The sequence below is a fragment of the Serratia marcescens genome, from assembly GCF_006715005.1.
GTDB lineage: Bacteria > Pseudomonadota > Gammaproteobacteria > Enterobacterales > Enterobacteriaceae > Serratia > Serratia montpellierensis.
Window position 1 is genome coordinate 1683879 of the sequence record NZ_VFMJ01000001.1, and the last position, 19058, is coordinate 1702936.

The window sequence follows — 19058 nt, forward strand, 5'->3', positions numbered from 1 at the left end:
TGAGGAACACAGCGTGAAGCGTTCAGTATCAGTGGTGATCGGCGGTATATTACTGCCTTTAGCGGCGCAGGCGGCGGAAACGACGCCCAATTTTCCCACCATGACCCCACCGGCGATAGACGCCGCCTCTTACGTTTTGATGGATTACACCACCGGCCAGGTGTTGGCTGCCGGTAATGCCGACGAACGGCGCAACCCGGCCAGCCTGACCAAACTCATGACCGGGTTGGTGATCGACCACGCGCTCGATCAGCACAAGATAGGCCTCGACGATGTCGTCACCGTGGGGAAAGACGCCTGGGCGCAGGGCAACCCGGTGTTCAAAGGATCTTCGTTGATGTTCCTGAAGCCAGGTGACAGGGTCACGGTACGCGATCTCAGCCGCGGTATCATCATCGATTCCGGCAACGACGCCTGCGTGGCGATGGCGGACTATGTGGCGGGCAGCCAGGCCAACTTCGTCAAGCTGATGAACGAGAAGAGCGCTCAGCTGGGCCTGCAGAACACCCATTTCGAAACGGTACACGGGCTGGATGCGCCGGGGCAGTTCACCACCGCCGGCGATCTGGCGGTGATTGCCCGTGCCATCATCATGAGTGAACCGGCGGAATACCATATGTACAGCGAGAAGTCTCTGACCTGGAATGGCATCACGCAGCAGAATCGCAATGGCCTGCTGTGGGATAAGACGCTGCACGTTGATGGGTTGAAAACCGGGCACACCGCCTCGGCCGGCTTCAACATCATTGCCTCCGCCACCGAAGGGGATCGCCGCCTGATCGCCGTGGTGATGGGGGGCAAAAGCTCGAAAGGGCGTGAGGAGCAGGCGCGTAAGCTGTTGACTTGGGGGCTGCGCGACTTTACTACCGTACACTTGTTCAGCGCCGGCCAAAGCCTGGGGGAAGAGCCAGTCTGGTACGGCGAGAATCACCGGTTATCGGTCGGCAGCGCGCAAGAGCAATCGCTCAGCCTGCCGAAAAACGAAGCGGACAAGCTGAAGGCGCAGTATGTACTCAACGTCGCGCGGCTGGAAGCGCCGGTGAATAAAGGACAAACCGTTGGTGAGATCCGCATCAGCGACAATGGCCAGGTGGTGAAAACCCTGCCGCTGGTGGCGCTGCAGGCGGTGCCGCAGGGCGGCGCATTCTCGCGCCTGATGGATTACGTGAAGCTCAAACTCTGACTCACCGGGCGGGCGGCGGCGCCCGGTGGTATACTGAGCGCGAATGCCGATCATTGAGCCGCGCTATGGATATTAAACAACTGATTTATTTGTGTAATTTAGAACGGGAACGCCACTTCGGCCGGGCGGCGGAGGCCAGCTTCGTTAGCCAGCCAACGCTGTCCATGCGATTGAAAAACCTGGAAAAAGAGCTGGGCGTTTCGCTGATTAACCGCGGCAACCATTTCGGGGGTTTTACCGCCGAAGGCGAGCGGGTGTTGGCGTGGGCGCGTGAGATCGTCTCGGTTTACCAGGGGCTGAAGCTGGAGGTGGAGTCGCTCAAACACGGCTTGCACGGCACGTTGCGTCTTGGCGTGGTGCCGCAGTGCAGTATCTCGGTATCGGAAATGCTCAAGGCGGTCAGCGAGCGTTACCCGCATCTCGATTACCGGCTGGCGGTGCTGAGCGCCGATCAGCTGCTGGAGGCGCTGACGGCGCATACCGTCGACATCGGCATCGGCTTTTTCGAGCTGTCGACGTTGAAGGAGCTGCATTTCCAATCGCAACCGCTGGTGGAAACCGGCGTCGAGCTGGTGTTTCATCCGCAGCATTTCCCGAAGCTGGTGGGCGATACGCCGATGCCGCTGGAAGCGGTGGCCGCCTTGCCGCTGTGTCTGGCCGAGCCGACGCGTTATTTCCGTCGTTATCTCGATCAACACTTCCGCGACGCCGGGTTGACGCTGCACACACGGCTTGAGACCGCGTCGATCTTCCAACTGCTGGAAGGGATTTTCGTCGGCCTGGGCTGCGGGTTATTCCCGCGCGGCCAGCTGCAATCCCCGCTGATGCCGGCGTTGCAGCGGCGCCCGGTGGCCATCGGCGCCATGCCGCGTCATGCGGCGGTGGTGGTCGATATGGCGGAGCGCGCCACGCCGTTGGCGCAAAAATTCTTCGACGCCGCCAGCGAGTGGCTGCGTCAGCAGAATGTCTAAAACGCGACGTAATGCGGCCGCTAATAAGGCCGCGTAGCGGTCTTCAGTCGGCGGCGATGAAAGGTTCGGCATCGCCCAGCGTTTGGCGCAGGCGATTTTCCCAGGCATAGAGCGCGGCGGTGAGGATCACTTCCAGCGCCTGTGCCTGATTCAGGCCGCTGTTGAACAATGGCTGCACGCTCTGTGAGGTGAATTTTTCCGGTGCGCGCGTCAGCTCGGCGGCAGTGTGGATTACCGCGCGTTTGACCGTATCCTCGGTAGAGGCCAATCCCTGAGTCAGCCCGGTGAACAGCGTCTGTACCAATCCGTCATCCTGCAATTCATGCGCCACCGTGGTCGCGCAGTAACGGCTGCCGTTGATGCGCGAAACCACCAGCGTCGCCAGCGCCTTCAGGCGGCTCGATAACCCATACCCTTCGGCATTGATGCCATTGAACACCCCGTTGCGCTCGCGCAGGGCGGCGGCATCGTGCGCCAACAGCAGGTAATAAGATTCGGCGCGCGCCTGCGGGTGGCTCTGATCCAGCACGTCAAGCTGTTCGGCGGCGGCGGCTTCCGTGTCGATTGGCGGCAGTCGCGCAGTCCAGCTCAACTCTTCGGCACTGAAAGCGACGCCATCGGCGTCTTCGACGTTCGGGAAACCGGGCACTACCACCGCCGGTCGGCCGGCTAACGCCGCGATGCCAGCTACCACACGCGCCTGATAGCTGACAAAACCGATGATTTGCGAAAAGGTGACGATATCCGCAGGGCTCAGCCCGACGTCGACAAGCTGTTGCAGCGCCTTGCGGCAAATCAGCGTGGGTTGGCTGGCAAGCTGGCGGGCATATTGGGTGATCTGGGCGAGCCGGATATTGCTTTCCCGGGAGGCGTCCGGGCTGTGCAGCGGGGCGAGGCGGGCGGCATAGTGGCTACAGAGGGACTGCACGCCGGTCACCTGCGCGACGGTCAGTGCGGTGCTGAGGCGATCGTAGGGTGACAATGTCACGTATCGTGATAGCGACACCTGGTCGGGAAACAGGGCGTGGTAACCGGCCAGTGAGGCGTTGAATACCCCGGCGCGGGCGCCGAGCGCGCTGTTTAACGCTTCATCGGCGAAGGCACCCAGCCCCAGCAGAAAACGATCGCGCAGGGTAGCCGCCTGCGGCTCCAACGGCGTATCGCCCCGCACGCTGCTTTGGGTTTCGTGATACCACTGGGCATTATGTTGTCGACGGAGTCGTTCCATAGGGTCAATCCTTAATCATGATCAACAGCCACCGCTGCGTACGGCAGCGGTGGCTGGACAAAGAGGCAACATGCCCGCAGGCGGGGCGAAAGGCGGATTTAGCGCAGCTCATCACAGCACAGGGCGTGGCCGTAAACAGAGAAACCGGCTGCCAGGGTGAGCAGAAACTGCGTGAGGCGGCGATGGCGAATGCTGTTCATCAGTGCGATATCCTGTCGTATGAGAAGCGCAACGTAGGGGATATCCTCACCGATCGCCCTGGCGAGATAAAATAATGTTACGGACTAATCAATAACTGAAAGGAATAAAATATAAGGATATATAACAAGAATGTAATTTGTATGTGCATTTTCTCGCTAAGCGACCGAGGCGCGCAGCAATAAAAAACCCGCCGCAGCGGGTGTGTTGCCGGCCAGGACGGGGCTCAGAAACGGCCGCCGTCGCGTCGCCAGGCGTCGGCGGTCAGCGCCTCGCCGAAGTGGCTGGCGATAAGACGCTTGGTCAATTCGTGCAGCGGCGCCGCCAACACCTCGGCGGTGCTGCCGCGTTCGACGATTTCCCCTTCGTGCATCACCAGCACCTGGTCGCTGATATGCTTCATCATGCCGAGGTGCTGGGTGACGTAGATATAGGAAATGCCGTGCTTTTCTTGCAGTTCCAGCATCAGGTTGATGATTTGCGAGCGCATCGACATGTCCAGCGAGGCCAGCGCCTCATCGGCGACGATCACCTTCGGCTGCAGGATCAGCGCACGGGCCAGCGCGACGCGCTGTTTTTGCCCAGAAGCCAGCATGTGCGGATAGTAGTAAGCGTGATCCGGCAGCATGCCGACCTGGCGCAGCGTTTGGTTGATACGCTGCTCGCGCTCGGCGGGCTCCAGATCGGTGTTCAACCGCAGCGGCGCATCCAGCAGCTGGCCGATGCGCTGACGCGGGTTGAGCGAGGTGCTCGGATCCTGAAAAATCATACGAATGCGCTGGCTGCGGTAGCGATAATCGCCGAATTCCAGCGGGTGATCGTCGATCAGCAGTTCGCCGGCGGTCGGTTCCACCATGCCGGAGAGCATTTTCGCCAGCGTGGATTTGCCAGAGCCGTTCTCGCCGATCACCGCCAGCGTCTGACCTTCACGCAGGGTAAAGCTGACGGACTTCACCGCCTCGACGTGCTGACGGCGGAACAGCCCGGTGCGGTAGCGGTAGGTTTTGCTCAGGTTGCGCACTTCCAACAGCGTTTCCATGTTATTGCTCCTCCATGTTCAGTGGGAAGTGGCAGGCGAAGAAGTGGTTTTTGACCGGACGCAGGCGCGGCGTTTCGATGCACTTCTTCTGCGCGTAAGGGCAGCGCGGCCCCAGACGGCAGCCGATCGGCAGGTGTTCCAGCGAAGGAATGGCGCCCGGCAGCGTGTTCAACCGGCTCTTGTGCGGCAGCGAGCGGCCGAAGTCCGGCATGGCGCGGATCAACGCCTGGGTGTAAGGATGGTGCGGCGCCGCCAGCAACTCTTCGCACTGGGCGCTTTCCACCGTTTGCCCGCAGTACAAGACGTTCACCCGGTCGGCCCACTTGCTCATCATCTGCAGGTCGTGACTGATCAGCAGAATGGTGGTGTTGTTGTTCTGATTGAGACGCGCCAACAGGCGGAAAATCTGCGCCTGGGTGGTCGGCTCCATGGCGTTGGTCGGCTCATCGGCGATCAGCAGGCGCGGCTGGTTGGCCAGCGCGATGGCGATCATCACCTTCTGGCACTCGCCCTCGGTCAGCTCGTACGGGAAGCTGCCCATGATGTCGTCGTGATCCTTGATGCCGACGCGGTGCAGCAGTTCGATGGCGCGGCGTTTGCGCCAGTTGAAGCGCTGCCACCAGCGGCCCTTGTAGGTCCAGCCCGGGATGGCCTGCGCCAGCTGGCGGCCGATGCTTTCGGAAGGATCCAGACAGGACTGAGGCTCCTGGAAGATCATCGAAACGTTGTGGCCCACCAGCCTGCGCCGCTCGCGCGGACTCAGCTGTAGCAGATCGATGTCGTCGAAGCGAAAACGATCGGCGGTGACGCGCCAGTTGTCTTTGGTTACCCCGCAGATGGCTTTGGCGATCAGGCTCTTGCCTGAGCCCGATTCACCCACCAGGCCGCGCACCTCGCCCTCGGTCAGCGTCATGCTGACGCGATCGACCGCCTTGACCGGCCCTTCGGCGGTCATAAATTCAATCGTCAGATTGCGGATATCGAGTAACGGCATTATTCCACCCCGGCATTGATTGCGCGGCGCATACCGTCGCCTAACAGGTTAACCAGCAGCACGCTGACGAGGATGGCCGCGCCGGGCAGCATCACCGTCCAGGGCGCGACGTACACCAGCTCGAGCGAATCGCCGAGCATCGCTCCCCATTCCGGCGAAGGCAGCTGCGCGCCGAGATCGAGGAAGCCGAGCGCGGCGATATCCAAAATGGCCATCGACAGCGCGCGGGTGAACTCGGTCACCAGCACCGCCGCAATGTTCGGCATCACTGCGTACCACAGGATCTGCAGCGTGGAAGCGCCGTCGAGCCGCGCCGCCACCACGTATTCTTTTTCCAGCTCGTCGTGCACCGCGCTGTAGATGGTGCGCACCATGCGCGGCAGCAAGGCGAGCCATACCGCCAGCATGGCGTGTTCAAGTTTGGGGCCGATAAACGCCACCACCACGATCGCCAGCAGCAGCGAGGGAATCGACAGCAGGGTATCGAGAATGTGGTTGAGCACCGCCGAGCGCAGCCCGTGGGTGACGCCGGCGAACACGCCGAGGATCACCCCGCAGAACGCCGCGGCCAGCGTCACCGCCAGCGCCGAGCCAAAGGTGGCGGCGGTGCCGGTCAACAGACGGCTGAGGATGTCGCGCCCGAGATCGTCGGTGCCGAGAAAGAACGACACGTTGCCGTAGCGTGACCAGGACGGCGGCAGCAGCTGATAGCCGAGGAACTGTTGATCCAGCGCGTAGGGCGCCAGCAGGCTGCCGAACAGCGACAGCAGCAGCAGGGCGATCACCCCGTAAAAACCGATCATCGCCAGCGCGTCGCCGTAGAAAATCCGCCAGGTGTAGCGCAGCGGACTCGGCATCTTTTTCTCGCGGTATACGTTATCGAAGGGCATACCATTCCTTATGTTTCAGCGGGTTGGTTGCCGCACCCAGAATGTCGGCCAGGACGTTAATGGTGATCACCAGCGTGCCAACCACCATGACGCCTGCGGAGATCGCCGCATAGTCCTGCTGGCGAATGGCGTTGATCAGCCACCGGCCGAGGCCCGGCCAGCTGAACACCACTTCGGTGATCATCGCCAGCGTGAGCATGGTGGAGAACTGCAGCCCCAGCTTGGGCACGATTGGCGGCAGCGCATTGTGCAACACGTGGCGGCGAATGATGGTGAAGCGCGACAGGCCGCGGGTGGCGGCGGCCTTGATGTAGTTTTGGCTCAGCACATCGTCGGTGCTGATGCGCATCAGGCGCACCACTTCGGTGGTGGGCGCCACCGCCAGCGCGGCGATCGGCAGGATCATGTGGCGCAGGGCGCTGCCGATCATCTCGGCGCGGTACGGCGAGTCCGACAGCCAGGCGTCGATCAGTGCGAAACCGGTGATCGGCTTCACCTGATACAGCAGGTCGAAACGGCCGGAAACCGGCAGCCAGCCCAGGTGCAGCGAGAAGAACAGCATCAGCAGCAGCGCCAGCCAGAACACCGGCATTGAGAAGCCCAGCAGTGCGAAGGTGCTGATGGCGGTGTCCTGCCACTTGCCGCGCAGCACGCCGGCGATGATGCCCAGCGGAATGCCGATAAACAGCGCCAGGGCGAACGCCAGCAGGCATAGCTCCATGGTGGCCGGGAACACTTCGCGCAGCTGTTCGCTGATCGCCTGGCCGTTGATGCTGGAGACGCCGAAGTCCCAATGGAGCAGGCTGACAAAGTAGAACTGATAGGCATCCAACAGGGCGGCGCCGTTCAGCGGCGCGCGCGGCGTGAAATAGCTCAGGCTGAAGCTGACCAGCGTCAGGAAGAACAGCGTGATCAGCAGCAGCAGAATGCGGCGCAGGGTAAAGATAATCACTTGTTCACCTCCGGCGCGGATTCACGGTACACCCCGGCGAACGAGGCGTTGCCGAACGGGCTCAGCACCAATCCCTTGATGTCGTAGCGGTAGGCCTGCAGACGCAAAGAAGAGGCCAGCGGCAGCACCGGCAGTTGCTGCTCGAGGATTTTCTGCGCCTTGCGGTAGTTGTCGATGCGCTGAGACAGCTGCTGCGACAACAGCGCGTTCTGCAGCACCTCGTCGAAGCCCGGGTCACACCAGTGAGCATAGTTGGTTTGCGAACGGATTGCCGCGCAGCTCAGCAGCGGTCGGAAGAAGCTGTCCGGGTCGTTGCTGTCGGTGGCCCAGCCGGTCAGGGTCAGGTCGTGGTTCATTTCCATCAGGCGCGCCTCCTGGAAGCGGCCCTCTACCGGCACGATGGTGACGTTGATGCCCACCTGGCCGAGATCGGCCTGGATCAGCTCGGCGGTCTTCAGCGGGCTCGGGTTGTAAGATTGCGAGGCGGTCGGTACCCACAGCTTCAGGTTCAGCTGGCCGACGCCGGCCTGCCGCAGCATTTCGCGCGATTTGGCCGGATCGTACTCGGTGACGTGCGCGTCGTTGTCATAGGCCCAGGAGGCGCGCGGCAGGATCGAAGCGGCGGTTTCCGCCGTGCCGTAATAGATCGACTGCATCAACCGCTGGTTGTTGATCGCCAGCGAGATCGCCTGGCGCACGTTGAGGTTGTCGAGCGGCGGTTTGCGGGTGTTGAACGCCAGGTAGGCGATGTTCATCCCCGGGCGCAGCGTCAGGCGCAGGCGCGGATCGTCGCGCAGGATAGACAGCTGGCTGGCCGCCGGGTAGGCCAGGACGTCGCACTCGCCGGTCAACAGCTTGGAGAGGCGACCGGTGCCGCCGGCGCCCAGATCGATCACCACCTGCGGCATGCGCGGCAGGCCTTTCCAGTAGGCGGCGTTGCGCGCCAGGCGAATATATTGCCCCGAGCGGTATTCATTGAGCAGGAACGGGCCGCTGCCGACCGGCTCGCGGTCGATCAGCTCCTGATGGCCTTCGCGCGTCAGCGTGTCGGCGTATTCGGCGGACAGCACCGGCGCGTAGTGGGTCGCCAGGTGCCACAGGAACGAGGCGTCCGGCGACTGCAGGCGGATCTCCACCGTGTAGTCGTCGAGCTTTCTCACGCTCTGCACCGAATCGCCGAACTGCAGGCTGTCGAAATAGGGGTATTCGCCGCCGTTGACGTCATGATAAGGGTGCTTTTGGTCAAATACGCGCGCGAAGCTGAACACCACGTCGTCGGCGTTCATCTTGCGGGTTGGCGTGAACCAGGCGGTGGTCTGGAACGGCACGTCCTTGCGCAGATGGAAGCGGTAGGTGGCGCCGTTGTCCAGCACTTCCCAGCTTTGCGCCAGCTCGGGGATCAGCCGGTAGGTGTACGGGTCGACGTCCAGCAGGCGATCGTAGAGCTGGGCGGCCAGGGTATCCACCGTCAGGCCGCTGCTGGCCATTTGCGGGTTAAAGGTATTCAGTATGCCGCTGACGCAATAGACAAAGCCGCTCTGGCGAATGTCCGGCAGCGGCGCCGCGGTGGGTGCGGGCGGTGTTGTCGCGGCCAGGGCAGAGCCCGTGAGGCACAACGACACTATCCAAAGGGGTAAACCACGCATAGAGGCTCATGGGTTAATCAGCAATAGCGTTAGTGTATCGCACTCTGACCAGCAGCCCAATCCATTGAGCAAAATCGCTGAGTTTTCTGCGACTTGATTAATCAGGCCGCTCAACGGCGTGAAAAAAATTTTATTTGATATGTTATAACATAACAAAATCATGTTACCGTTCCCCGGCAAAGTCACAATAACGCAAGGGGATGTATGAACGAAGTTGCACTTCCACCACGCCGTTCGCTGCCGGATGCTCAGGCATGGCGCGGCGAAATGAGTGATGTCGGGCTCGATTGGGTCGGGATGCAAGGGATCGCACTGCCGCTGGAACTGGCCGGCAAGCCACTGATGGCCAAAGTCGACGCCGGCATCAACCTGCGCGCCGAAGCGGCGGGCGAACGCGGTATTCACATGTCGCGCCTGTATCTGGCGCTGGACGAATTGACGCAGGGCGAGCTGACGCCGCAGCGCATCGGCCGAACGCTGCAAGCCTTTCTGGATTCACAGCCGGAACACAGCGATCGCGCCAGCCTGACGCTCAGCGGCGAGCTGCTGCTGTCGCGCGCGGCGTTGCTGTCGCCGCAGCGCGGCTGGAAGGCTTACCCGCTGCGCATCGAGGCCACCCTGACGGACACGCTGACGCTGGCGCTGACCGTCGGCGTACCTTATTCCTCTACCTGCCCGAGTTCTGCGGCGCTCAGCCGCCAACTGGCGCAACAACAGTTCCAGTTTGATTTCGAACAGGCGGCGGAGCGGGTCAGCCAACGGCAGGTGAGCGAGTGGTTGCTGGAACAGGGGATGCCGGCCACCCCCCACAGCCAGCGTAGCTGGGCCTGGATCACCGTGACGCCCGAGAATGAACGGGCGTTCGAACCGGTCAAATTGATCGACCGCATCGAACACGCGCTGGGCACGCCGGTACAAACGCTGGTGAAACGCCGTGACGAGCAGGCCTTCGCGCTGGCCAACGGTCAGAACCTGATGTTTTGCGAAGATGCGGCACGGCGTCTGTATCGCATGCTGGGCAGCCAGTGCGATTACCGCGCTTTCTCGCTGCGCGTCGAGCATCAGGAGAGCCTGCATGCCCACAATGCGGTGGCGGAGCTGAGCTGGCGGGGAGAGAATCATGCTGCGTAAAAATCCGAGCGGGCATCTGCCGCAGGTCTCGCCGCTGGCCTACATCGATCCCACCGCCATTATTTGCGGCCGGGTGATCGTCGAAGATTTCGTCTACGTCGGTCCATATGCGGTGATCCGCGCCGACGAGTTAAACGCCGCCGGCGACATGGAGCCGATCGTCATCGGCTCGCACTCCAATATTCAGGACGGCGTGGTGATCCACTCCAAGAGCGGGGCGGCGGTGACTATCGGCCGTTACAGCTCGATCGCCCACCGCGCCATCGTCCACGGCCCATGTCGCATCGACGATCGGGTGTTTATCGGTTTCAACAGCGTGCTGTTCAACTGCCACATCCAGTCCGGCTGCGTGGTGCGTTACAACGCGGTGGTGGACGGCGTGACGCTGCCGGAAAACCGCTATATCCCCTCGACCGAGCGCGTGGGGCCGGACAGCGACCTGTCGCGCTATCGCCAGGTCGATCGCGGCGCGCTGCAGTTTTCGGAAGAAGTGGCCGCCACCAACGTCGAACTGGTGCGCGGTTATCAGGCATTACGCAATGAATTTTAATGAGGCTCCCATGAAACAACTTCCCGTGACCGTGCTTTCCGGCTTTCTCGGTGCCGGCAAGACCACGGTGCTGAACCACATTCTGAACAACCGGCAAGGCATGCGCGTGGCGGTGATTGTCAATGACATGAGCGAGGTGAACATCGACGCCGCGCTGGTGGAGAATGAAGTGCACCTCGATCGCCAGCAGGAGAAGCTGGTGGAGATGAGCAACGGCTGCATCTGCTGCACGCTACGCGAAGATCTGCTGGTGTCGGTGCGCGAGCTGGCTCAGGACGGGCGTTTCGATTATCTGCTGATCGAATCGAGCGGCATCTCCGAGCCGCTGCCGGTGGCGGAAACCTTTACCTTCGAAGATGAAGAAGGGGAAAGCCTGTCGCAGTTCGCCCGGCTGGATACCCTGGTGACGGTGGTCGACGGGGTGAATTTCATCCAGCAGTACCAGCAGGCACAAAGCCTGCAGGAGGCCGGTCAAAGCCTGGGCGAGGACGATCTGCGCAGCGTGGCGGATCTGCTGATTGAGCAAATTGAATTCTGCGACGTGATCCTGGTCAGCAAGACCGATCTGTTGACGCCAACCCAGCAGGGCGAAGTGATGGCGCTGCTGGGCAGCCTGAACCCCGACGCCCGCATTGTGCCGATCGCGCCGGGCAAACTGCCGCTGGAGGCGGTGCTGAATACCGGCAGCTTCAGCTTTGAAAAGGCGCAGCAGGCGCCCGGCTGGCTGAAAGAGCTGCGCGGCGAACACGTGCCGGAAACGGAAAACTACGGCATCAGCAGCTTCGTCTATCAGGCGCGGCGGCCGTTTGCGCCGGACAAGTTTTACCGCGTGATCAACGGCGACTGGGGCGGCGGCAAACTGCTGCGGTCGAAGGGCTTTTTCTGGTTGGCAACGCGGCCGCGGCAGGCCGGGCAGTGGAGCCAGGCAGGGGGCATCGCCCACTACGGCCTCGCGGGCACCTTTTGGCGCGCCATCCCGCAAGACAACTGGCCGCAGGATCCCGAAACGCGGGCGCATATTCAGGAGAAATGGGTGGAGCCGTTCGGCGACATGCGCCAGGAGCTGGTGTTTATCGGCCAGCATTTGCAGCAGGCGGCGATCACGCGTCTGCTGGACGACTGCCTGCTGAGCGACGATGAAATGGCCGCCGGCGTGGACTATTGGCTGGACATGGCAGACCCGTTCCCTGAGTGGTAATTGCGCAATCTTCGTGTGGTAATGAGAAAAATTCTCAACAAAGTGCTTTACAGACGATACTGATAACTATTATCATCGCCTGGCAGTTCACGGAAGGCCACAGTTTGCGGCTCTGATGTGGAAGGCACGACATTGCTCACATTGCTTCCAGTGTTTTTTAAGCCAGCTCGGGTGCTGGCTTTTTTTTTGTCTGTCTCAGACCGGAAACCTCGTCCGGCTAGCCGCCATGATCCACTCTCTTCTTTTTTTGCCGCGTAACCTGGACGATCTCGACAGAAGTTCGGAGTTTCATGCATTCACAGTCCCGTGACGGAATTTCATACTCCTTCTCATCGACGCGCCGGCTGCGTTTGGCCGGCCACTGTTAACCGTGAGGAGAATGCCTGTGATTACCCAACAAACCCCCATCAAGTCAGGATTCGGGCCCAAAACGACCGCCGGCGAGGTGCTCGCGGGCCAGGATCTGTCAGGCACGTTGGCCATCGTCACCGGTGGCCATTCAGGCCTCGGTCTGGAGACGACGCTGGCGCTGGCCGACGCCGGCGCACGGGTCATCGTCGCTTGCCGGGCACCGGCGGCAGCCAAAGCGGTGTTAGGGCAGAGCGCCGGCGTCGAGATCGCCGAACTCGATCTCGCCGATTTGAACAGCGTGCGTCGTTTCGCCGCAGACTTTACCGCATCGAGTCTACGGGCGGATATCGTCATCAACAACGCCGGGGTGATGGCATGCCCAGAGGCGCGGGTGGGGCACGGTTGGGAAGGGCAGTTCGCCACCAACCATCTCGGCCATTATGCGCTGACCAATTTGCTGTGGCCGAGCATTGCCGATGGCGGGCGGGTGGTCACCGTCTCCTCTGCCGGGCATCACCATTCGGCGATCCGCTGGGAGGATGTGCAGTTCGAACGCGGTTACGACAAGTGGCTGGCGTACGGTCAGTCGAAGACGGCGAATGCCCTGTTCGCCGTCCGGTTGGATCTTCTGGGCCGCTCGCGGGGGATCCGCGCATTTAGCCTGCATCCGGGCAGCATCGCCACGCCGCTGCAGCGGCACATATCGAGAGCAGAGATGATAGCCCTGGGCTGGATGGACGAAGACGGCAATCCGGCCGATCCCGATGCCCTCAAAACGCCTCAACAAGGGGCTGCTACACAGGTGTGGGCCGCCACCTCACCGCAGTTGCAGGGATTGGGGGGCCTCTACTGTGAGGATGGCGATATTGCCGGCATCGCCGCCCACGACAGTCAGGCGCTGGTCGGCGTGAAGGAATACGCGATCGACCCGGAACAGGCGCAGCGTCTGTGGGCGCTTTCGGCATCGCTGACCGGTATTGATGCCTTTGCCTGACCAGGCCGCTAATCGGATAAGGGGGCGCCCATGATGTCGATGATGAAAGAAAAAAACCTGGCGATATCCAGCATGTTTTTCATACTGGGGCTGTGTTTCGGCAGTTTGAGTTCAAGGAAGGCGACGATCAAGGGAGGGCTCGCGTTGTCGCTCGGCGTCATTTACCGGGCAGGAAAAATACCGCTGTGATCTTGCATAAAGGTGATTCATCGGCGGGCTATCCGCAGATAGAAGTGACCGTCGGGAAAGGCCGACATCTCCAGGCGGCCGTTCTCAGGCCACATCCCTCAATCTGGGGTTAATAGCTGACGGCCGGGAAAGACCGGCATCCAATCCCTGCGTTGCTAATCCTCATCTTGCTCGCCGCTTTGCAGCAGCGCATGCTTTTTCAGCATACCGCGCAGCTGGTGATAGGTGAGCCCCAGCAGCTGCGCCGCCTTGCGCTGATTGAAGCGCCCCTGCTGCAGCGCCGCTTCGATCAAGACTTTCTCCTGCTCGAGCTGCCAGTGTTTCAAATCCAGCGGCAGCGCCGGTAACGCACCGGCGTCTTCAGGGGCGGACGCAACCGGCGCCGCCTCACGCGGCGCAAACGGGTTGATGACGATGTCGTCCAGCGGGCTGTCGCTGTCCCCGTGGCGATAAACCGAGCGCTCCACCACGTTTTTCAGTTCGCGCACGTTGCCCGGCCAGCCATACTCGAGCAACGTTCGCCTGGCATGCTCGGTAAAGCCGGGAAACAGCGGCAGCCCCAGCTCGCGGCACATTTGGATGGCGAAATGCTCGGCCAGCAGCATGATATCGGGCTGGCGTTGGCGCAGCGGCGGCAGCTGCACCACGTCGAACGCCAGCCGATCCAGCAGATCGGCGCGGAACTTGCCCGCCGCCGCCAGCGCCGGCAGATTGTCGTTGGTGGCGCACACCAGGCGCACATCCACCCGCAGCGGCTGGCTGCCGCCCACGCGCTCCAACTGACCGTATTCGATCACCCGCAGCAATTTCTCCTGCACCAGCATCGGTGCGGTCGCCAGCTCATCGAGGAACAGCGTGCCGCCGTCGGCGCGCTCGAAGCGCCCCAGATGGCGTTTCTGCGCACCGGTAAACGCGCCGGCCTCGTGGCCAAACAGCTCGGAGTCCAGCAGGTTTTCATTCAGCGCCGCGCAGTTAAGCGAGATGAACGGCCCTTGCCAGCGGTTGGAGAGGTAGTGCAGGCGGTGGGCGATCAGCTCCTTGCCGGTGCCGCGCTCGCCGATCACCAGCACCGGCTTGTTCAGCTTGGCAACCTGGGAGACTTGCTCCAAGACTTCGACAAAGGCGTTTGCCTCGCCCAACAAATTCTCTGGCTGTTCGTTCATGATGAAATTCGCCAATGTTTGGTGAAAATAATCACTCTACAGCAAGCGCGTAGAGAGTCAAAAATAAAGAGTTGTTATTTTTCAATGAAATAAAAGTTGGCACGGGTTTTGATTATATCTTTGGGCAAGCTGTAAGACTTAACGCGGCGCTTCAGACGCCATCAGAACCAAGAGGAAGTGAATTATGGGTATTTTTTCTCGTTTTGCCGACATCGTGAACGCCAACATCAACACCCTGCTGGACAAGGCGGAAGATCCGCAGAAGCTGGTGCGGTTGATGATCCAAGAGATGGAAGACACGCTGGTTGAGGTCCGTTCTACGTCGGCGCGCGCGCTGGCGGAGAAAAAGCAGTTGCTGCGTCGCATCGAGCAGGGTGAAAACCAGGTCAGTGACTGGCAGGAAAAAGCCGAACTGGCGCTGCGCAAAGATAAAGAAGACTTGGCCCGTGCGGCGCTGATCGAAAAACAAAAGGTGGCCGATCTGATCGTCACGCTGACGCAGGAAGTGGCGACCGTAGAAGAAACGCTGGCGCGCATGAAGAGCGAAATCGGTGAGCTGGAAAACAAGCTGACCGAAACCCGCGCGCGGCAGCAGGCGCTGGCGCTGCGTCATCAGGCCGCGTCTTCTTCGCGCGAAGTGCGCCGCCAGCTCGACAGCGGCAAGCTGGATGAGGCGATGGCGCGTTTCGAACAGTTCGAGCGCCGCATCGACCACATGGAAGCCGAAGCGGAAAGCATCAGCATCGGTAAAAAGAAGTCGCTGAACCAAGAGTTTGCCGAGCTGAAAGCCGACGACGCCATCAGTGAGCAACTGGCGGCGCTGAAAGCTAAAATGAACCGCTCAGAGTAAGGCGAACCGCGGCCACACGCCGGAGGTGGCCGCCTATCCAGGACCCGATAAGAAGGAATAACAATGAGTGCTTTATTACTTGCCATTCCGCTGACAATTTTCGTGCTGTTTGTCGCGCCGATTTGGCTTTGGCTGCATTACAGCAATCGGCAGCAGACCGGCATCCAGCTGAGTCAGCAAGAAATGCAGCGCCTGGCGCAGCTGGCGGAAGACGCCAAACGCATGCGTGAACGCATTCAGGCGCTGGAAGAGATCCTCGATGCGGAACACCCGAACTGGAGACAGTCCTGATGAGCACGACGCTGGGCAGTAAAAAGCTTTATCGCGTTCCCGAAGAAGGCATGGTGAAAGGCGTCTGCGCCGGTTTGGCGCACTATTTCGACGTACCGGTGCGACTGATCCGCGTGATGGTGGTGCTGTCGCTGTTCTTCGGGCTGTTCTTCTTCACGCTGGTGGCCTATATCGCGCTGGTGTTCGTGTTGGATGAAGCGCCGGCCAGCCGTTTCGAAGGCGAGCATCAGAAGACGCCGCGCCAGCTGCTCGATCAGCTGGAGTATGAGTTGGGCAGCGGCGAGCAGCAGCTGCGTCAGGTCGAGCGCTACGTGACGTCCGATACCTTCGGCGTACAGAGCCGTTTCCGCAAGCTGTAACCCTTCTTGCGATACCCGGCCTGCGCAGGCCGGGCATCTTCGCCGCCGTTATCCCGTTGAATGTAACCTTAATCTCTTGTGCCGGAGGGCATTGTCATGAATAAAATCGATGTTGCAAACACCGCCAGAACGGGTGGATTTAAACGAGGAGCGGCGGCAATGTTGAAGACATTGGCTAAAGTCATCATCATAGCGTTATTGAACTATGGCCCGGCGGGCGCCGCCGGCTGGCTGCTGAAAACCGTTGGCCGCAAACCGGTGCGCGTCGTGCTGGCGCTGGTGCTGGAACCGCTGTTCCGTAAAGGCCTGAACAAGGCATTCGGGCGTTACGTCAAGGAGAGCAATGAAACGACTGCAAAATGAGTTAACCTCGCTGGTCAACCGCGGAATGGATCGCCATCTGCGCCTGGCGGTGACCGGCCTGAGCCGCAGCGGCAAAACCGCTTTTATCACCGCCTTTGTCAATCAACTGCTGCATGTGCACAGCGGCGCGCGCATGCCGCTGTTTTCACCGGTGCGCGAAGAGCGCCTGCTGGGCGTCAAACGCATCCCGCAACGCGATCTCGGCATCCAGCGTTTCACCTATGACGAAGGGCTGGCGCAGCTGTACGGCACGCCGCCGGCCTGGCCGACGCCGACGCGCGGCGTCAGCGAAATCCGGCTGGCGCTGCGTTACCGCTCCAACGACTCGCTGCTGCGGCACTTCAAAGACACCTCCACGCTGTACCTGGAGATCGTCGATTATCCGGGCGAATGGTTGCTGGATCTGCCGATGCTCGAACAGGATTACCTGGCCTGGTCGCGCCAGATGGCCGGGCTGCTGCAGGGCGAACGCGCCGAATGGGCCAAGCCCTGGCTTGAGCTGTGCAAGGCGTGCGATCCGCTGGCACCGGCCGACGAAAACCGGCTGGCAGCGATCGCCCAGGCCTACACCGATTATCTGTTGCGCTGCAAAAGCGAAGGGCTGCACTTCATTCAGCCGGGGCGTTTCGTGCTGCCGGGCGACATGGCCGGCGCGCCGGCGCTGCAATTTTTCCCCTGGCCCGACGTGGCCGCGATCGGCGAATCGAAGCTGGCGCAGGCCGACAAACACACCAACATCGGCATGTTGCGCGCTCGCTTCAACTACTACTGCCAGTCGATCGTCAAAAACTTCTACAAAGAGCATTTTGTCCGTTTCGATCGGCAAATCGTGCTGGTCGACTGCCTGCAGCCGCTCAACAGCGGCCCGCAGGCGTTCAACGACATGCGTCTGGCGCTGACCCAACTGATGCAGAGCTTCCATTACGGCAAACGCACGCTGTTTCGCCGCTTGTTCTCGCCGACCATCGACAAACTGATGTTCGCCGCCACCAAGGCGGACCATATCACCGCCGATCAGCACGCCAATCTGGTGTCATTGCTGCAGCAGCTGGTGCAAGAGGCGTGGCAGAACGCGGCGTTCGAGGGCATCAGCATGGATTGCGTTGGCCTGGCCTCGGTGCAGGCGACCGAGAGCGGCATCGTCGATCACCAGGGGCAACGCATTCCGGCATTGAAGGGCAACCGCCTGAGCGACGGCGCGCCGCTGACGGTGTTCCCCGGCGAAGTGCCCGCCCGCCTGCCGGGGCCTGCGTTCTGGCAGAACCAGGGGTTCCACTTCGATGAGTTTCGTCCGCGCGCCATGAGCGTGGACAGCCCGTTGCCGCACATCCGCCTGGATGCGGTGATGGAGTTTTTATTGGGAGACAAATTGCGATGAGCGAGCCGATCAAACCGCGTATCGATTTTGACGAGCCGCTGCAGCCGCCGCAGGAGCCGGCGTTGCGCGCCGGCGTCGCTTTCGATGCCGAACAGGCAGAAAGCTTCTTTCCGGCGGCGCCGGAGCTGCAGCAGGAAGAGGAAGAAGGGCGCGCCGAAGGCATCATTAATGCCGCGCTGAAACCTAAACGCAGCCTGTGGCGCAAAATGGTCACCGCCGGGCTGGCGCTGTTCGGCGTCAGCGTGGTGGCGCAGGGCGTGCAGTGGGTGCATACCGCCTGGGTGCAGCAGGACTGGATCGCCATGGGCGGCGGCGTGGCCGGCGGCCTGATCGTGTTCGCCGGCGTCGGTTCGGTGGTCACCGAATGGCGGCGTTTGTATCGTCTGCGCCAGCGCGCGGAAGAGCGCGACGTGGCGCGCGAGCTGCTGCACAGCCACGGGCTGGGGCAAGGGCGCGAATTCTGCGAGAAGCTGGCGCGTCAGGCCGGGCTGGATCAGGGGCATCCGGCGTTGCAGCGCTGGCAGGCCTCGCTGCATGAAACCCAAAATGACCGTGAAGTGGTGGAGCTGTACGCCAAGCTGGTGCAGCCAGTGCTCGACAACCAGGCGCGGCGCGAAATCAGCCGCTCCGCCGCCGAATCGACGCTGATGATTGCCGTCAGTCCGTTGGCGCTGGTGGACATGGCGTTTATCGCCTGGCGCAACATCCGTTTGATTAACCGCATCGCGGCGCTGTACGGCATCGAATTGGGGTACTTCAGCCGCATTCGTCTGTTCCGTCTGGTGCTGTTGAACATCGCCTTCGCCGGCGCCTCTGAACTGGTGCGTGAAGTGGGCATGGACTGGATGTCGCAGGATTTGGCGGCGCGGCTGTCGGCGCGTGCGGCGCAGGGCATCGGCGCCGGGTTATTGACCGCGCGGCTGGGCATCAAGGCGATGGAACTGTGCCGCCCGCTGCCGTGGCTGGAGGGGGAAAAGCCGAAGCTTGGCGATTTCCGCAGCCAGCTGATCGGCCAGTTGAAAGACACGCTGAAAAAGAGCGACGGCAAGGCCAAATAACCCCCACGAAGGCGCTCTCAGGAGCGCCGTTTTCTCAACGGCACCGACGCCGGACGTAATCGAGACTTGACGACAGTCGATC

21 protein-coding genes are annotated in these 19058 nt (G+C 61.5%); 14 read left to right on the top strand and 7 right to left on the bottom strand.

Annotated elements, in window-relative coordinates; genetic code table 11:
• Window positions 1-13: 13 nt before the first annotated feature.
• Together dacD and FHU12_RS08040 are read left to right on the top strand one after the other, a co-directional pair.
• Window positions 14-1183 (top strand): serine-type D-Ala-D-Ala carboxypeptidase DacD, encoded by a 1170-nt coding sequence (gene dacD, locus FHU12_RS08035; RefSeq protein ID WP_141968532.1) that lies wholly within the window; start codon window positions 14-16, stop codon window positions 1181-1183.
• 65 nt (window positions 1184-1248) lie between these two features.
• Window positions 1249-2154, top strand: a complete 906-nt coding sequence (locus FHU12_RS08040) for a LysR family transcriptional regulator (protein WP_141968534.1) — start codon at window positions 1249-1251, stop codon at window positions 2152-2154.
• A gap of 43 nt (window positions 2155-2197) precedes the next feature.
• On the opposite strand, the gene FHU12_RS08045 is transcribed toward FHU12_RS08040, so the two are convergent.
• On the bottom strand, window positions 2198-3382 hold the full coding sequence (locus tag FHU12_RS08045; RefSeq protein ID WP_141968536.1) for a CMD domain-containing protein: 1185 nt from the start codon (window positions 3380-3382) through the stop codon (window positions 2198-2200).
• 125 nt (window positions 3383-3507) lie between these two features.
• Between FHU12_RS08045 and FHU12_RS27375 the strand changes: the two genes are divergently transcribed.
• Window positions 3508-3657, top strand: coding sequence for a hypothetical protein (locus FHU12_RS27375; protein WP_237730903.1), 150 nt, complete (start codon window positions 3508-3510; stop codon window positions 3655-3657).
• A 149-nt stretch (window positions 3658-3806) separates the two neighbouring features.
• Here FHU12_RS27375 and sapF read toward each other — a convergent pair whose 3' ends face one another.
• Genes sapF through sapA form a run of 5 tightly spaced genes read right to left on the bottom strand, consistent with a single transcriptional unit; the run spans window position 3807 to window position 9101 of the window.
• Window positions 3807-4619, bottom strand: a complete 813-nt coding sequence (gene sapF / locus FHU12_RS08055; RefSeq protein WP_004930589.1) for a putrescine export ABC transporter ATP-binding protein SapF — start codon at window positions 4617-4619, stop codon at window positions 3807-3809.
• A gap of 1 nt (window position 4620) precedes the next feature.
• The gene (gene sapD, locus FHU12_RS08060; protein WP_019452674.1) at window positions 4621-5613 is read right to left on the bottom strand and encodes a putrescine export ABC transporter ATP-binding protein SapD; all 993 of its coding nucleotides are present in this window, start codon (window positions 5611-5613) and stop codon (window positions 4621-4623) included.
• Window positions 5613-6503 carry a putrescine export ABC transporter permease SapC gene (sapC, locus tag FHU12_RS08065; protein ID WP_004930580.1) on the bottom strand — a complete coding sequence of 297 codons (891 nt, stop codon included), beginning with the start codon at window positions 6501-6503 and terminating at the stop codon, window positions 5613-5615. The genes sapD and sapC overlap by 1 nt, the downstream gene beginning before the upstream one ends.
• Entirely contained in the window at window positions 6490-7455 is a 966-nt protein-coding gene (sapB, locus tag FHU12_RS08070; protein WP_004930575.1) for a putrescine export ABC transporter permease SapB, read from the bottom strand. Before sapB ends, sapC begins: the two co-directional genes overlap by 14 nt.
• A complete protein-coding gene (sapA, locus tag FHU12_RS08075) occupies window positions 7452-9101 on the bottom strand; it encodes an ABC transporter substrate-binding protein SapA (protein WP_141968540.1) in 1650 nt (549 codons plus the stop codon). The genes sapB and sapA overlap by 4 nt, the downstream gene beginning before the upstream one ends.
• Before the next feature lie 204 nt (window positions 9102-9305).
• Here sapA and folE2 point away from each other — a divergent pair, with 204 nt between their 5' ends.
• The 5 genes from folE2 to FHU12_RS08100 all read left to right on the top strand — a co-directional run bounded on the left by folE2 (window position 9306) and on the right by FHU12_RS08100 (window position 13514).
• Window positions 9306-10232 (top strand): GTP cyclohydrolase FolE2, encoded by a 927-nt coding sequence (folE2, locus tag FHU12_RS08080; RefSeq protein WP_141968542.1) that lies wholly within the window; start codon window positions 9306-9308, stop codon window positions 10230-10232.
• Entirely contained in the window at window positions 10222-10782 is a 561-nt protein-coding gene (locus FHU12_RS08085) for an LbetaH domain-containing protein (protein ID WP_025303003.1), read from the top strand. Before folE2 ends, FHU12_RS08085 begins: the two co-directional genes overlap by 11 nt.
• Window positions 10783-10792: 10 nt before the next feature.
• A complete protein-coding gene (gene zigA / locus FHU12_RS08090; protein WP_141968544.1) occupies window positions 10793-11980 on the top strand; it encodes a zinc metallochaperone GTPase ZigA in 1188 nt (395 codons plus the stop codon).
• A 379-nt stretch (window positions 11981-12359) separates the two neighbouring features.
• On the top strand, window positions 12360-13325 hold the full coding sequence (locus FHU12_RS08095) for an SDR family NAD(P)-dependent oxidoreductase (protein WP_260440775.1): 966 nt from the start codon (window positions 12360-12362) through the stop codon (window positions 13323-13325).
• A gap of 30 nt (window positions 13326-13355) precedes the next feature.
• Window positions 13356-13514 (top strand): hypothetical protein, encoded by a 159-nt coding sequence (locus tag FHU12_RS08100; RefSeq protein ID WP_197834414.1) that lies wholly within the window; start codon window positions 13356-13358, stop codon window positions 13512-13514.
• Between the two features lie 155 nt (window positions 13515-13669).
• On the opposite strand, the gene pspF is transcribed toward FHU12_RS08100, so the two are convergent.
• Window positions 13670-14677: a phage shock protein operon transcriptional activator gene (pspF, locus tag FHU12_RS08105; RefSeq protein ID WP_141968546.1), complete on the bottom strand. Its 1008-nt coding sequence runs from the start codon at window positions 14675-14677 to the stop codon at window positions 13670-13672.
• A gap of 184 nt (window positions 14678-14861) precedes the next feature.
• On the opposite strand from pspF, the gene pspA reads away from it, so the two are divergent.
• The 6 genes from pspA (at window position 14862) to FHU12_RS08135 (ending at window position 18976) form a co-directional block, all read left to right on the top strand.
• A complete protein-coding gene (gene pspA, locus FHU12_RS08110) occupies window positions 14862-15527 on the top strand; it encodes a phage shock protein PspA (protein WP_141968548.1) in 666 nt (221 codons plus the stop codon).
• Between the two features lie 63 nt (window positions 15528-15590).
• The gene (gene pspB / locus FHU12_RS08115; protein ID WP_004930553.1) at window positions 15591-15818 is read left to right on the top strand and encodes an envelope stress response membrane protein PspB; all 228 of its coding nucleotides are present in this window, start codon (window positions 15591-15593) and stop codon (window positions 15816-15818) included.
• Entirely contained in the window at window positions 15818-16177 is a 360-nt protein-coding gene (pspC, locus tag FHU12_RS08120; RefSeq protein WP_004930552.1) for an envelope stress response membrane protein PspC, read from the top strand. Before pspB ends, pspC begins: the two co-directional genes overlap by 1 nt.
• Window positions 16178-16273: 96 nt before the next feature.
• A complete protein-coding gene (gene pspD / locus FHU12_RS08125; RefSeq protein ID WP_025302999.1) occupies window positions 16274-16540 on the top strand; it encodes a phage shock protein PspD in 267 nt (88 codons plus the stop codon).
• Complete coding sequence (locus tag FHU12_RS08130) at window positions 16521-17918, top strand: YcjX family GTP-binding protein (protein WP_141968550.1); 1398 nt, start codon at window positions 16521-16523, stop codon at window positions 17916-17918. Before pspD ends, FHU12_RS08130 begins: the two co-directional genes overlap by 20 nt.
• Window positions 17915-18976 carry a YcjF family protein gene (locus tag FHU12_RS08135; protein ID WP_004930545.1) on the top strand — a complete coding sequence of 354 codons (1062 nt, stop codon included), beginning with the start codon at window positions 17915-17917 and terminating at the stop codon, window positions 18974-18976. Before FHU12_RS08130 ends, FHU12_RS08135 begins: the two co-directional genes overlap by 4 nt.
• Window positions 18977-19058: the final 82 nt, after the last annotated feature.